The 13,242-nt window shown below is 71.6% G+C and carries 11 protein-coding genes; 6 read left to right on the top strand and 5 right to left on the bottom strand.

Features of this window, described 5'->3' with window-relative positions:
- Positions 1–3: 3 nt before the first annotated feature.
- From GT358_RS04820 to GT358_RS04835, 4 genes are read right to left on the bottom strand one after another with little or no spacing between them, the layout of a single operon-like run.
- On the bottom strand, positions 4–816 hold the full coding sequence (locus tag GT358_RS04820) for a transglutaminase family protein (protein ID WP_166581446.1): 813 nt from the start codon (positions 814–816) through the stop codon (positions 4–6).
- Positions 809–1,747: an alpha-E domain-containing protein gene (locus tag GT358_RS04825; RefSeq protein ID WP_166581447.1), complete on the bottom strand. Its 939-nt coding sequence runs from the start codon at positions 1,745–1,747 to the stop codon at positions 809–811. The genes GT358_RS04820 and GT358_RS04825 overlap by 8 nt, the downstream gene beginning before the upstream one ends.
- Positions 1,747–3,243, bottom strand: a complete 1,497-nt coding sequence (locus GT358_RS04830; RefSeq protein WP_208103325.1) for a circularly permuted type 2 ATP-grasp protein — start codon at positions 3,241–3,243, stop codon at positions 1,747–1,749. Before GT358_RS04830 ends, GT358_RS04825 begins: the two co-directional genes overlap by 1 nt.
- Before the next feature lie 51 nt (positions 3,244–3,294).
- Positions 3,295–4,578 carry an ROK family protein gene (locus tag GT358_RS04835; RefSeq protein ID WP_166581448.1) on the bottom strand — a complete coding sequence of 428 codons (1,284 nt, stop codon included), beginning with the start codon at positions 4,576–4,578 and terminating at the stop codon, positions 3,295–3,297.
- Positions 4,579–4,775: 197 nt separating this feature from the next.
- Between GT358_RS04835 and xylF the strand changes: the two genes are divergently transcribed.
- From xylF to xylA, 5 genes are all read left to right on the top strand, one after another.
- On the top strand, positions 4,776–5,807 hold the full coding sequence (gene xylF / locus GT358_RS04840; protein ID WP_166581449.1) for a D-xylose ABC transporter substrate-binding protein: 1,032 nt from the start codon (positions 4,776–4,778) through the stop codon (positions 5,805–5,807).
- A gap of 62 nt (positions 5,808–5,869) precedes the next feature.
- Entirely contained in the window at positions 5,870–7,168 is a 1,299-nt protein-coding gene (locus GT358_RS04845) for a sugar ABC transporter permease (protein ID WP_166581450.1), read from the top strand.
- Positions 7,165–7,935: an ATP-binding cassette domain-containing protein gene (locus GT358_RS04850; RefSeq protein WP_166581451.1), complete on the top strand. Its 771-nt coding sequence runs from the start codon at positions 7,165–7,167 to the stop codon at positions 7,933–7,935. Before GT358_RS04845 ends, GT358_RS04850 begins: the two co-directional genes overlap by 4 nt.
- Complete coding sequence (xylB, locus tag GT358_RS04855) at positions 7,935–9,368, top strand: xylulokinase (RefSeq protein WP_166581621.1); 1,434 nt, start codon at positions 7,935–7,937, stop codon at positions 9,366–9,368. Before GT358_RS04850 ends, xylB begins: the two co-directional genes overlap by 1 nt.
- 15 nt (positions 9,369–9,383) lie before the next feature.
- Complete coding sequence (gene xylA, locus GT358_RS04860) at positions 9,384–10,679, top strand: xylose isomerase (protein WP_166581452.1); 1,296 nt, start codon at positions 9,384–9,386, stop codon at positions 10,677–10,679.
- Here xylA and GT358_RS04865 read toward each other — a convergent pair.
- Positions 10,676–12,529: an ABC-F family ATP-binding cassette domain-containing protein gene (locus tag GT358_RS04865; RefSeq protein WP_166581453.1), complete on the bottom strand. Its 1,854-nt coding sequence runs from the start codon at positions 12,527–12,529 to the stop codon at positions 10,676–10,678. The genes xylA and GT358_RS04865 overlap by 4 nt on opposite strands.
- 113 nt (positions 12,530–12,642) lie before the next feature.
- On the opposite strand from GT358_RS04865, the gene GT358_RS04870 reads away from it, so the two are divergent.
- Complete coding sequence (locus GT358_RS04870; protein ID WP_243730704.1) at positions 12,643–13,191, top strand: GFA family protein; 549 nt, start codon at positions 12,643–12,645, stop codon at positions 13,189–13,191.
- Positions 13,192–13,242: the final 51 nt, after the last annotated feature.

The raw sequence follows: 13,242 nt of genomic DNA on the forward strand, positions 1-13,242 counted from the left end.
CCTTCACTGGGCCTGCACCTCGACATGAACCGACAGGCGCTCCTCGCCCGCCGCATGGCGCGTCCCCGATACCGGAGCGGCCTCGGCATAGTCGAGTCCCGTTGCCAGACGGACATAGCGCGCATCGGGCGAGATGCGGTTGGCCGGGTCGAAGCCCACCCAGCCGAGATCGGGCAGCCAGGCCTCGGCCCAGGCGTGGCTGGCCTCCTGCACGTCACGGTCGGGCATGAGCAGATAGCCCGAGACGTAGCGCGCCGGCACGCCCATCGCGCGGGCGCAGGCGACAAAGACATGGGCCTGATCCTGGCAGACGCCGCGACCCTCGGCCAAGGCGTCCTCGGCGGTCCAGCCCACGCCCGAGACCCCCGGACTCCAGCGGACCGCATCGGCGACCGCGTTCTTGAGGTCGTGCAGCCGCAGGAGCAGGTCCGCCTCGCCGCGAAGCCGGGCGAGGAGGCGGCGGCATTGCGGGCCGGCCGCGGTCAGAGGAGTCTGGCGCTCGAACAGCCAGAGGGGCGCGAAGCCGCCATGCGGGCCCAGCACCCCGGCCGCATCCGTCACCTCCACCTCTCCCTCGCAGGTAGCCGACAGCCGCGTGGCGCCGCGCTCGGCGCTGACGAGGTCCACGGCGTTGCGGTGGTGGTCCTCCCACGAGACCTCGATCCGCGCGCCTTCGAGCCGGAGGTCCCAGGACAGGATCCGCTGGAGCCGGTGCGGCTTGGGCCGCAGCCGCAGCCGCAGCAGGCCCCAGGCGAGCGGCTCGGAATAGTCGTAGGTGGTGACGTGGCGCACCCGCAGGCGAAGCGTCTCAGGCATGGAAGCGGTAATCCGTCTCGATCTGCGTGCCGATGGCGGCGAGGTCGCGCAGGAAGTCCTGGATGTATTCGTGAAGGCCCGAGGCGAAGATGTCGTCGATGTCGCGGTCGAGCCGCGCCGTGCGCAGCGCGTCCACGAGGTCGTGGGAGGGGGGGCGGTCGCCGTAGTCGAGCGCGAGGTAGCCGAGGTTCTCGGCCACCTTGCCCATGGCGAAGGCGAGCGACCGGGGCATCCGGCGGTCGAGGATGAGGAAGCGCGCGATCAGGCGCGGGCGCACCTCCTGTCCCCACGTCATGCGGTAGGCGCCCTCGGCGGAGACCGAGCGCAGGATCGATTCCCACTGCACGTTGTCGAGCGAGGAGCCGACGGCATGGGCGGAGGGCAGCAGCACGTAATACTTGACGTCGAGCAGCCGCGCGGTGCTGTCGGCGCGCTCGATGAAGGTGCCGATGCGGGCGAAGTCGTGGATGTCGTTGCGCAGCATCGTCCCCGCGAAGGCCCCCCGCACCTGGTGCGACCGGGCGCGGATCAGGGCGGTCGCCTCGGGCAGGTCGCGCTCGGTCACGCGGCGCGACAGCGCCTCGCGCAGGACCATCCAGCTTTCGTTCACGCTCTCCCACACCTCCCGCGTGAGCGCGGTGCGCACCATGCGGGCGTTGGATCGCGCCATCTCGATGCAGGAGAGCGCCGAGGACGGGTTGGAGCGGTCGCAGAGCAGCCAGTCGATCGCGGTCTCGCGCCGCACCGCGTCGTGCCGGGCGCGGTAGCTCGCGAGCGAGCCCGTCGTCTCCAGCACGGAGGCCCACTCGTCGTCGGCATGGCTGCGGGTGAGCGCGATGCGCTGGCCGGCCGCGGCGAGACGGGCGGTGTTCTCGCACCGCTCGAGGTAGCGGAACATCCAGTAGAGGCCGCCCGCGGTCTTGCCGAGCATCACTCCTCCAGCACCCAGGTGTCCTTGGTCCCGCCGCCCTGCGAGGAATTGACGACGAGGCTGCCCTTCCTGAGCGCCACGCGCGTGAGCCCGCCGGGCGTGATCGTCACCCCCTCGGGCGAGACGAGCACATAGGGGCGCAGGTCCACGTGCCGCGGCGCGAGGCCCGCCCGCGTGAGCACCGGCACGGTGGAGAGCGCGAGCGTGGGCTGGGCGATGTAGTTGCCGGGATTGGCCCGGAGCTTCTCGCGGAAGGCCGCGATCTCGCGGCGGGAGGCGGTGGGGCCGATCAGCATGCCGTAGCCGCCCGATCCGTGGACCTCCTTGACGACCAGTTCGGACAGGTGGGCGAGGACATGGGCCAGCGCCTCGGGCTCGTGGCAGCGCCAGGTGGGCACGTTGGGCAGGATGGGCTTCTCGCCGGTGTAGAACTCGACGATCTCGGGCATGTAGGAATAGATGGCCTTGTCGTCGGCGATCCCGGTGCCGGGCGCGTTGGCGATCGTGACGCGGCCGGCGCGGTAGATGTCGAACAGGCCCGGCACGCCCAGCGCGCTGTCGGGGCGGAAGGTCATCGGGTCGAGGAAGTCGTCGTCCACGCGGCGGTAGAGCACGTCGATGGGGCGGTAGCCGCGCGTGGTGCGCATGGCGAGGCGGCCGTCCACCACGCGGAGGTCCTGTCCCTCGACCAGCTCCACACCCATCTTGTCGGCGAGAAACGAGTGCTCGTAATAGGCCGAGTTGTAGAGGCCCGGCGTGAGCACGGCGACGACGGGCTCGCCCTCGGCGCAGGGGGGGGCGCAGGCGGCCAGCGAACGGCGCAGCGCGGCGGGGTAGTTGGAGACGGGACGGACGCGGTTGCGCGCGAACAGCTCCGGGAACATCTGGAGCATGGTTTCGCGGTTCTCGAGCATGTAGCTGACGCCTGACGGAGTGCGGGCGTTGTCCTCGAGCACGAAGAACTCGTCCTCGCCCGTCCGCACAAGGTCGATGCCCACCACATGGGTATAGACGCCGCCCGGGGGTTCCATCCCGATCATCTGGGGCAGGAAGGCGCGGTTGGGCGCGACCATGGCCTGCGGCAGGCGGCCGGCGCGGACGATCTCCTGCCGGTGGTAGATGTCGTGGAGAAAGGCGTTGAGCGCGCGCACGCGCTGCTCGATCCCGCGGGCGAGGCGGGCCCATTCGCGCGCCGACAGGATGCGCGGGATGATGTCGAAGGGGATGAGCCGCTCCTCGGCCTCGGCGCGGCCATAGACGTTGAAGGTGATGCCGGTCAGCCGGAACACGGCCTCGGCCTCGTGCTGCTTGCGACGCAGGCGGGCGGGCTCCTCCTCGCGCAGCCAGGCGTCGAAATCGGCATAGGGCGCGCGCGTGCCTTCGTAGAGGGTCTGGGCCTGCGAGAGGGGCGGGAGCGGGCCGCCCTCGTCGCCCTGCGACTGGCGCTGCACGAGGCCGTGGCCCCACATCTCGTCGAACGTCCGTCCCGGCCCCATGGGGCGATCATAGGCGCCGCGCCCCGGCGGGCAAGCGGCATGGGCCGGGCCTCAGGGCGCGCGGCCGAGCGTCTCGTCCGTAACGGCGCCGAGGGCGAGGGCCACGGCGCCCTGCGCCCAGACCAGATCGCCCCAGGCATGGACCTCCACCCGCGCGGGCTCGCGTCCCGAGGGCAGGGCGAGCGCGCGCATCTCGGCCATCACCTCCTCGGCATAGAGGAAGTCGTAGCGCATCCGTTCGCCCGACAGGATCACGAGAGCTGGATCGAACACCTGCACCACGTTGGAGAGCCCGAGCGCGAGATACCGGCCTGCCCGGGCAAAGATCGCGCGGGCGGCCTCGTGCCCGCGCTTGGCTTCGGCATACAGGGTCTCGAGAACGGCCTGGGGCGTCTGCGGCGCCCGCAGCGAGCGGCCGAGCGCGGTGGAGGCCTCGCGCACCAGCGCATAATCGGCCAGATAGGCCTCGAGACAGCCGCGCCGGCCGCAACGGCAGAGCGCGCCGTCGAGCGCGACCTTGGTATGGCCCAGTTCCAGCCCCATGCCCCTTGTGCCGCGGAACAGCCGTCCGTCGAGCACGAGACCCATGCCGACGCCGTGCTCGATCGTCACCACGGCGAAGTCCGAGATCGCGCGGCCGGCACCGAACCACAATTCGGCCAGGGTGAGAACATGCGCGTCGTTGTCGATATGGACGGGCAGGCCCAGCCGGTCCTCGCAGGCTGCCCGGAAGGGCAGCGCCGAACCTTCCAGAAGGGGGGACCAGGCAACCTCTCCCGTGGCGTGGTCCACGAGGCCGGACAATCCGATGCCCACGGCCTGAGGCGGTGCGTGCGGCGCGCGCTCGCGCAGCGCGGCCACCAGCGCCGCCACCTCGTCCACCGCCTCCGCCAGCGAGCGGCGCCCCGGTGCGGTGGGCCGGATCGCATCGGCGAGGATGCGACCCCCGAAGTCGGCTAGCGCGGCGGAATGGCGCTCCTCGGCGAGCTTGATCCCGGCGACGTGACGCCCCTCAGGCACGATCTCGAGCGCGACGGGCGGACGTCCCCGGCCCGCTTCGCGCCCCTCCAGCGGCGCGCCGCCCACCTCGCGCAGGAGGCCCAGCGCGATGAGCTCGGCGGTGAGCGCAGTCACCGAGGCGGCCGATACCGAAAGGGCGCGCGCGATGTCGGCCCGAGCGGCACGGCCCTGGGCGCGGACATGCTCGAAGACGGATTGGCGCAGCGGTTTGGGGTTGCGGGGGGAGGGCGGCGCGAGCGGGCCGCAACCCGGAGGCGCATCGGCCCCGGAGCCCGGCCTGATCGGCACATCGCCCAGCAGTTCCGCCTCGGTCATCGTTCAGCCCACGAAGGATTTCCCGACATATCTCAGCCGCTATTTCGAGTGTGCCCCTTTTTGGGGCGCGCGAACAGGGAAATCTTCTGTCGCGGGGCACCGCGCGCTTTCTTTTCCTTTGACAAGGGAAATTAATATGGCACTCTCAGGGCGACCTCGCCCGAAGGCGGGGCGTGCGAGATCCAGGGAGGAATCACATGCGCAGAGCCATTCTGGCTGCCGTCGCCGCGACGGTGGCCTTCGGCGGGGCCGCCGTGGCGCAGGAGGACGGGCTCACCGTCGGCGTCAGCTGGTCCAACTTCCAGGAGGAACGCTGGCGGACGGACGAGGCGGCGATCCGCGCGGCGCTGGAGGCGGCCGGTGCCGAATACGTCTCGGCGGACGCGCAGAGCTCGTCCTCCAAGCAGCTGTCGGACGTGGAGGCGCTGATCGCGCAGGGTGTGGATGCGCTCATCATCCTGGCGCAGGACAACGAGGCGATCCGCCCTGCCATCGACCTGGCCGCGGACGAGGGCATCCCGGTGATCGCCTATGACCGCCTGATCGAGGACCCGCGGGTGTTCTACCTGACCTTCGACAATGTGGAGGTGGGACGGATGCAGGCGCGCGCCGTGCTGGAGGCCGCGCCCGAGGGCAATTACGTGATGATCAAGGGCTCTCCCACCGATCCCAACGCGGACTTCCTGCGCGCCGGCCAAGGCGAGGTGATGCAGGAGGCGATCGACTCGGGCGCCATCACGATCGTGGGCGAGGCCTATACGGACGGCTGGCTGCCCGCCAACGCCCAGCGCAACATGGAGCAGATCCTGACCGCGCAGGACAACCAGGTGGACGCGGTCGTGGCGTCCAACGACGGCACCGCGGGCGGCGTGGTTGCCGCGCTGGCCGCGCAGGGGATGGACGGCATCCCCGTCTCGGGTCAGGACGGCGATCATGCGGCGCTGAACCGCATCGCCATGGGCACGCAGACGGTCAGCGTCTGGAAGGACGCGCGCGAGCTGGGCCGCGCGGCGGGCGAGATCGCCGTGGCGCTGGCGCAGGGCACCGCGATGGCCGAGGTGGAGGGGGCGCAGACCTGGACCTCTCCGGCCGGCACGGAGATGACGGCCATCCTGCTCGAGCCCGTGCCGATCACGCGCGACAACCTGAACGTCGTGGTGGAGGCCGGCTGGATCACGCAGGAAGCCCTGTGCCAGGGTGTGCAGGGCGGCCCGCCTCCCTGCAACTGATCGCGGACCCCTGACGCGCGCCGGGGCCGCGGCCTCGGCGCCACCTTCCGGAGAGACCGGCCATGGCCGATACCGCCTCCGCCCCGCCGGCCGCGCCCCGCCGGGCGCTTCTCGAGCAGATGGAACTGGACCTGCGGCTGGTCGGCATGATCGCCGCACTCGTCCTGATCGCGCTGGGCTTCCATCTGGTCACGGACGGGCGGTTCCTCACCCCACGCAACGTCTTCAACCTGGCCATCCAGACGGTGAGCGTCGCCATCATGGCGACCGGGATGGTCTTCATCATCGTCACCCGCAACATCGACCTCTCGGTGGGATCGCTGCTCGGCGTGTGCTCGGCCGTGATGGCGATGACGCAGACCCAGTGGCTGCCGCAGATGCTGGGGCTGGGCTTCGGGCATCCGCTGGTCGCGCCGCTGACGATCCTTGTGGGCCTGGCCGCGGGGACGGGGATCGGGGCGCTGCACGGCTGGCTCGTGGGGTATCAGGGCATCCCCTCCTTCATCGTCACGCTGGGCGGGCTCCTCGTGTGGCGCAACATCGCCTGGTACCTGACGGGCGGGCAGACGATCGGGAACCTCGACCCTGCGATCCTGCTCCTGGGAGGCACGAACGGCACGCTGGGCGAGGGGCTGAGCTGGGTGGCGGGCCTGATCGCCGTGGCCGCCGCCGCCTGGGCGCTCATGGCGGCACGGCGGTCCAAGCGGGCGCACGGCTTCGCGGTCAAGCCGCTCTGGGCGGAAGGGCTGCTGATCGCGCTGCTGGCGGCGGCGATCCTCGGATTCGTGGCCGTGCTCAACGCCTATCAGGTGCCGGAGGCACGGCTGAGGCGAACCTTCGAGCTGCGGGGCGAGATCATGCCCGAGGGCTACACGGAAGGGTTCGGCATCCCGTTCTCCGTCCTGATCCTGATCGGGGTCGCGGTGGTGATGACCGTGATCGCGCGCCGCACGCGCTTCGGCCGCTACATCTTCGCCACCGGGGGCAACCCCGAGGCGGCGGCCCTGTCGGGGATCAACACCCGCGCGCTGACCGTCAAGGTGTTCGCGCTGATGGGCGCCCTCTGCGCCATCTCGGCCGTGGTGGCGCAGGCGCGGCTGACCAACCACACCAACGACCTCGGCACCCTGGACGAGCTGCGCGTGATCGCCGCCGCCGTGATCGGGGGCACGGCGCTGGCCGGCGGCGTGGGAACGATCTGGGGCGCGATCCTGGGCGCGCTCATCATGCAGTCGCTGCAATCGGGGATGGCGATGGTCGGCGTGGACGCGCCGTTCCAGAACATCGTCGTGGGCCTGGTCCTGGTGGCGGCCGTGTTCATCGACAGCGTGTATCGCCGCCGCCTGGGGAGCCGACCATGACCGAACCCCTTCGCACGGGAACCCCTCTGGTCGAGATGCGCGACATCCGCATCGCGTTCGGCGGCGTGCAGGCGGTGGACGGGGTCTCGATCGACCTGTGGCCGGGCGAGGTGGTGGGCCTGCTGGGCCATAACGGGGCGGGCAAGTCCACGCTCATCAAGATCCTGTCGGGCGCCTACCGCGCCGATTCGGGAGAGATCCGCATCAACGGCGAGCCGGTCGAGATCCGCTCGCCCCGGGACGCGCGGGCGGCGGGGATCGAGACGATCTACCAGACGCTCGCGCTCGCGGACAATCTCGACGCGGCCTCGAACCTGTTCCTGGGGCGCGAGCTGCGCGACCGGTTGGGATTCCTGGACGACGCGCGGATGGAGGCCGAGACGCGGCGGATCATGGCGCGGCTCAACCCCAACTTCCGCAAGTTCGCGGTGCCGGTCGCCGCCCTGTCGGGCGGGCAGCGCCAGTCGGTCGCCATCGCGAGGGCAGTCTATTTCAACGCCCGCATCCTGATCATGGACGAGCCCACCGCCGCGCTGGGCGTCCACGAGACCCGCATGGTCGCCGACCTGATCAAGGAGCTGAAGGCGCAAGGTCTGGGCATCTTCCTGATCAGCCACGACACCCGCGAGATGATGGAATTGTGCGACCGCGTGTCGGTGATGAAGAACGGTCGCCTCGTGGGCACCGAGCGCGTCGAGGACGTGACGGAGGACGACATCCTGAGCATGATCATCCTCGGGAAGAATCCGCGACGGGAGGCGGCGTGATGTATCTGGGCCTCGATCTGGGGACCTCGGGGCTGAAGGGAGTCCTGCTCGACGGCGAGGGGCGGATCGCGGCGGAGGCGTCCGCGCCGCTGTCGGTCTCGCGCCCGCGGGACGGCTGGTCCGAGCAGGACCCGGCCGACTGGATCGCGGCCGCCGAGACCGTGCTGGAGGCGCTGGCGCCGAAGGCCGCGGGGCTGCGCGGGATCGGGCTGTCGGGGCAGATGCACGGGGCGACGCTGGTCGATCGCGAGGGACGCGCGATCCGGCCCTGCATCCTGTGGAACGACACGCGCAGTCACCGCGAGGCGGCCGCGCTCGACGCCGATCCGCGCTTTCGCGAGCGGACCGGCAACATCGTCTTTCCGGGCTTCACGGCGCCCAAGCTGGCCTGGCTGCGCACGCACGAGCCCGACGCCGTCGCGCGCGCGGCCCTGGTGCTGCTGCCCAAGGACTTCCTGCGCCTGTGGCTCACGGGCGAGGCGGTGGCCGAGATGTCGGACGCGGCCGGCACCTCGTGGCTCGATGTCGGGCGGCGGGACTGGGACGACGATCTGCTGGCCGCGACGGGGCTGGGGCGCGAGCACATGCCGCGGCTCGTGGAGGGCTCGGAGCCCTCGGGGACCTTGCGGGGGGAGCTTGCCCGGCGCTGGGGCCTGCCCGAGGGGGTCGTCGTCGCGGGTGGCGGGGGCGACAACGCGGCCTCGGCCGTGGGGGTGGGCGTCGTGCGGGCGGGGGATGCCTTTGTCTCGCTCGGCACGTCGGGGGTGCTGTTCGCGGCCTCGGACGCCTACCGGCCCGACGCGGCCAGCGCGGTGCACACCTTCTGCCACGCGCTGCCCGACACCTGGCACCAGATGGGCGTGATCCTGGCCGCGACGGACGCGCTCAACTGGTATGCGCGGCTGGTGGGCGAGGCGCCGGCGGCGCTGACGGGTGGTCTGGGGGAGCTGCGCGCGCCAGGGCGGACGCTGTTTTTGCCCTATCTGGGCGGCGAGCGGACGCCCCACAACGACGCGACCGTGCGGGGGCATCTGCTGCATCTCGACCATGCGAGCGACCGCGCGGCGCTGACGCGCGCGGTGCTGGAGGGGGTGACCTTCGCCGTGCGCGACTGCTTCGACGCGCTGCGGGGCACGGGGACCCGGTTCGACCGGCTGATCGCGGTGGGCGGGGGATCGCGGTCGGACTACTGGCTGCGGGCCATTGCGACGGCGATCGGCATGCCGGTCGAGGTGCCCGAGGCGGGCGATTTCGGCGGCGCCTTCGGGGCAGCGCGGCTGGGGATCATGGCCGCGACGGGGGCGGGGGCCGAGATCGCGACGCCGCCGCGGATCGAGCGTGTGGTCGAGCCCGACCCGGCCCTGTCGCCCGCCTTCGCCGAGGCGCAGGCGCGGTTTCGCGACGCCTACCGCGCGCTCAGGGGGCGCGCCTGACCGGAAGGGATCACGATGACCGACTTCTTCAAGGGGATCGCGCCGCTCCGCTACGAGGGGCCGGACACCACCAACGAGTTCGCCTTTCGCCACTACGACCCGGACGAGGTGGTGATGGGCCGGACGCTGCGCGACCATCTGCGCTTTTCCGTGACGTGGTGGCATTCCTTCGCCTGGGAGGGGGGGGACCCCTTCGGCGGGCGCACCTTCGAGCGGCCGTGGTTCGGAGACACGATGGACCATGCCCGTCTCAAGGCCGACGCGGCCTTCGAACTGTTCACCATCCTGGGCGTGCCCTTCTACGCCTGGCACGACCTCGACCTGCGGCCCGAGGGCGCGACCTTTTCCGAGAGCCGCGACCGCCTGACGGAGATCACCGACTATCTGGGCCAGAAGCAGGAGGAGACGGGGGTGCGCCTCCTCTGGGGCACCGCCAACATGTTCTCGCACCGCCGCTGGATGGCCGGCAGCGCCACGAACCCCGACCCGGAGGTGTTCCTCTATGCCGCCGCCACGGTGAAGGCCTGCCTCGACGACACCAAGAAGCTGGGCGGGCAGAACTACGTCCTGTGGGGCGGGCGCGAAGGTTACGAGACGCTGCTCAACACGGACCTGAAGCGCGAGCGGCAGCAGGCGGGCCGCTTCCTGTGCATGGTGGTGGACTACGCCAAGAAGATCGGCTTCGACGGCACCATCCTGATCGAGCCCAAGCCGCAGGAGCCGACCAAGCACCAGTACGATTTCGACGTGGCGACGGTCTATGGCTTCCTCAAGGACTTCGGCCTCGAGGGCGAGGTCAAGATGAACATCGAGCAGGGCCACGCCATCCTGGCCGGCCACAGCTTCGAGCACGAGCTGGCGATGGCGGCGTCGCTGGGCCTGCTCGGCTCGATCGACATGAACCGCAACGACTATCAGTCGGGCTGGGACACGGACCAGTTCCCCAACAACGTGCCCGAGGTGATGCTGGCCTATTACGAGATTCTCAAGGCGGGCGGCTTCACCACGGGGGGCACCAACTTCGACGCCAAGCTGCGGCGCCAGAGCCTCGACCCGGAGGATCTGGTCCTCGCCCATGCGGGGGCGATGGATGTCTGCGCGGCCGGTCTGAAGGCTGCCGCCCGGATGCTCGAGGACGGCGAGCTGGAGCGGCGGCGCGCCGAACGCTACGCGGACTGGGAGCGCGAGGGGGCGATCCTCGAGTCGGACCTCGAGACGCTGGCCGCGCGGGTGGTGCGCGAGGGGATCGATCCCCGGCCGCGGTCGGGGCGGCAGGAGCGTCTCGAGAACCTCGTCAACCGCTATCTCTAGGCGGCCTCGGCCTCGTCGAGGCGCGTCTGCGCCTCGGCCCAGAGGGTCTCGGCGCGGGCGAGGGCTTCGAGGATCTCGGCATACTTGCGGTTCATGGCTTCGAGGTCGGCCACGCGGCCGTCCTCGTAGAGAGCCGGATCGGCGAGCCGGGCGGCCAGCGTGTCGCGCATCGCCTCGATCTTGGCCACGCGCTCCTCGCAGCGACGCACTTCGGCCCGCAGGGCGAGGATGGCGTCGCGCGAGGGGCGCACAGGCCGGGGCGGCGCGGGGCGGGAGGAGGTCGCGGGCGCCGCGGGCTCGGCCGCCAGCAGCAGGGCGCGATAGGCCTCGAGGTCGTCGTCGAAGGGGCGCACGCGCCCGCCCCTGACCAGCCACAGCCGGTCGGCCACCAGCGAGAGCAGGTGCATGTCGTGGCTGACCAGCACCACCGCGCCCCGGTAGGCGGCCAGAGCCTCGATCAGCGCCTCGCGGCTCTCGATGTCGAGGTGGTTGGTCGGCTCGTCGAGAATCAGCAGGTGCGGCGCGTCGAGCGTCGCGAGCAGGAGCGACAGGCGCGCCTTCTGCCCGCCCGAGAGGCGGCCCACCGCCGTCTCGGCCTGCGCGGCCAGAAGGCCGAAGCCCGCCAGCCGCGCGCGCAGCCGCGCGGGCGCCTCGTCCGGCAGGCGGCGGCGGAGGTGGTCGAGCGGCGTGTCGGCGAGGTCGAGCTCGTCCACCTGATGCTGGGCGAAATAGCCCGTCCGCAGCCGGGGCGAGTGGATCAGCCGGCCCGATTGGGGCGACAGGCGCCCGGCGATCAGCTTGGCCAGCGTGGACTTGCCCTCGCCGTTGCGGCCCAGAAGGGCGATGCGGTCGTCCGGGTCGATCCGCAGGTCGAGCCGCGACAGGACGGGCGGACCGCCATAGCCCACGGCCGCGCCCTCGGCCACCCAGAGGGGGGGCGCCATTTCCTCGGGTTCGGGAAAGGTGAAGACGGTGCGGGCGGCGTCCTCGGGCAGGCGGATCGTCTCCATCCGCTCGATCATCTTGAGGCGGGACTGCGCCTGCCGGGCCTTGGACGCCTTGTAGCGGAAGCGGTCCACGAAGCTCTGGAGATGGGCGCGGGCGGCGTCCTGCCGGGCCTTTTCGGCCTGGAGGAGGGCGCGGCGCGCGGCACGGGCGCGGGCAAAGGCGTCGTAGCCGCCGGTCCAGTATTCGAGCCGCCGCTCGGACAGGTGGAGGATGCCGGTCACCGACCGGTTCAGGAGGTCGCGGTCGTGGCTGATGATGACGACTGTGTGGGGATAGCGCGCGATGTAGCCCTCGAGCCAGAGCGCCCCCTCGAGGTCGAGGTAGTTGGTCGGCTCGTCGAGGAGCAGGAGGTCGGGCTGGGCGAACAGGACGGCGGCCAGCGCGACGCGCATCCGCCAACCGCCCGAGAAGGCCGAGCACGGGAGGCGCGTCTCCTCGTCGGAAAAGCCGAGGCCGCGCAGGATGGAGGCGGCGCGCGCCTCGGCCGACCAGGCGCCGATGTCCTGCAGGCGGGCCTGGATCTCGGCGATGCGGACGGGGTCGTCGGTGCGCTCGGCCAGAAGGGCCGCGCGCTCGGTGTCGGCGGCGAGGACGGTGTCGAGCAGCGAGGTCTCCGAGCCCGGCACCTCCTGGGCCACGCCGCCGATGCGGGCGCCGCGCGGCACCTCGATCCGGCCCGCCTCGAGCGGCAGCTCGCCCCGGATCAGGCGGAACAGCGTGGTCTTGCCCGATCCGTTGCGCCCCACCAGCCCCACCTTGTGGCCCGCAGGGATCGTGGCCGAGGCGTTCTCGAACAGGGGTCGGCCCGCCACCGAGGCGGAGATGGACTCGATCCGGAGCATGGCGCCGGCCTGCCCCAACAGGGCCGCCGCGTCAATCGTGACCGGTCCCGCGGGAACCGGCCGGATCGTCCGGGGGTTTGCCCGGCGATGCCTACCGCATGGGAGAGATCGGCATGAAGGCCTATCGGGGCGCCTGGCGCCGCCGGACGGATGGACCCCGGGTCCTGCGCGGCGGCAGCGCCACCCTGGTGACCGGCGGAGCTTGGACGGGGGCCGAGCCGACCCTCGCGGACGGCGCGGGTGGACCCGTCGGACGCATGCCCGAACCCGGCGGCGGCGCGCTGGCCCTGCGCGTCCGCTTCGGAGGCTGTCTGTGCGGTGCGGTGCGGTTCGAACTGCGCGGCGAGCCGATGCGGGTGGGGCTCTGCCACTGCGAGGATTGCCGCAAGGCATCGGGCGGGCTCGCGCTGCACTTCGCGGACTGGCCGCGGGCGGCGCTCCGCCTGACGGGCGAGCTGCGCAGCCATGCAGGTCGCAGCTTCTGCCCCTGCTGCGGCGGACGGGTTGCGCATCTGTCGCCGGAGGTGGCGCAGATCAATCTCGGGGCGCTCGACGATCCGCCCAACGATCTGGTGCCCGATCACGAGATCTGGACCGTCCGGCGCGAGCCGTGGCTGCCTCCGGTGCTCGGCGCGCAGCAATGGCCCCGCGACCCGACCTGAGGCTTTCCCCGGCGCATTCCGCATGTTAGGCGCGCCGCGCAAGCGCCGGGG

Source organism: Rubellimicrobium sp. CFH 75288, assembly GCF_009904055.1.
Taxonomy (GTDB): Bacteria; Pseudomonadota; Alphaproteobacteria; order Rhodobacterales; family Rhodobacteraceae; genus Rubellimicrobium.

Excerpts from the sequence above, each read along its gene's own strand:
- GT358_RS04820 (WP_166581446.1), bottom strand. The coding sequence starts at position 816 with ATGCCTGAGACGCTTCGCCTGCGGGTGCGCCACGTCACCACCTACGAC.
- GT358_RS04825 (WP_166581447.1), bottom strand. The coding sequence starts at position 1,747 with ATGCTCGGCAAGACCGCGGGCGGCCTCTACTGGATGTTCCGCTACCTC.
- GT358_RS04830 (WP_208103325.1), bottom strand. The coding sequence starts at position 3,243 with ATGGGGCCGGGACGGACGTTCGACGAGATGTGGGGCCACGGCCTCGTG.
- GT358_RS04835 (WP_166581448.1), bottom strand. The coding sequence starts at position 4,578 with ATGACCGAGGCGGAACTGCTGGGCGATGTGCCGATCAGGCCGGGCTCC.
- xylF (WP_166581449.1), top strand. The coding sequence starts at position 4,776 with ATGCGCAGAGCCATTCTGGCTGCCGTCGCCGCGACGGTGGCCTTCGGC.
- GT358_RS04845 (WP_166581450.1), top strand. The coding sequence starts at position 5,870 with ATGGCCGATACCGCCTCCGCCCCGCCGGCCGCGCCCCGCCGGGCGCTT.
- GT358_RS04850 (WP_166581451.1), top strand. The coding sequence starts at position 7,165 with ATGACCGAACCCCTTCGCACGGGAACCCCTCTGGTCGAGATGCGCGAC.
- xylB (WP_166581621.1), top strand. The coding sequence starts at position 7,935 with ATGTATCTGGGCCTCGATCTGGGGACCTCGGGGCTGAAGGGAGTCCTG.
- xylA (WP_166581452.1), top strand. The coding sequence starts at position 9,384 with ATGACCGACTTCTTCAAGGGGATCGCGCCGCTCCGCTACGAGGGGCCG.
- GT358_RS04865 (WP_166581453.1), bottom strand. The coding sequence starts at position 12,529 with ATGCTCCGGATCGAGTCCATCTCCGCCTCGGTGGCGGGCCGACCCCTG.
- GT358_RS04870 (WP_243730704.1), top strand. The coding sequence starts at position 12,643 with ATGAAGGCCTATCGGGGCGCCTGGCGCCGCCGGACGGATGGACCCCGG.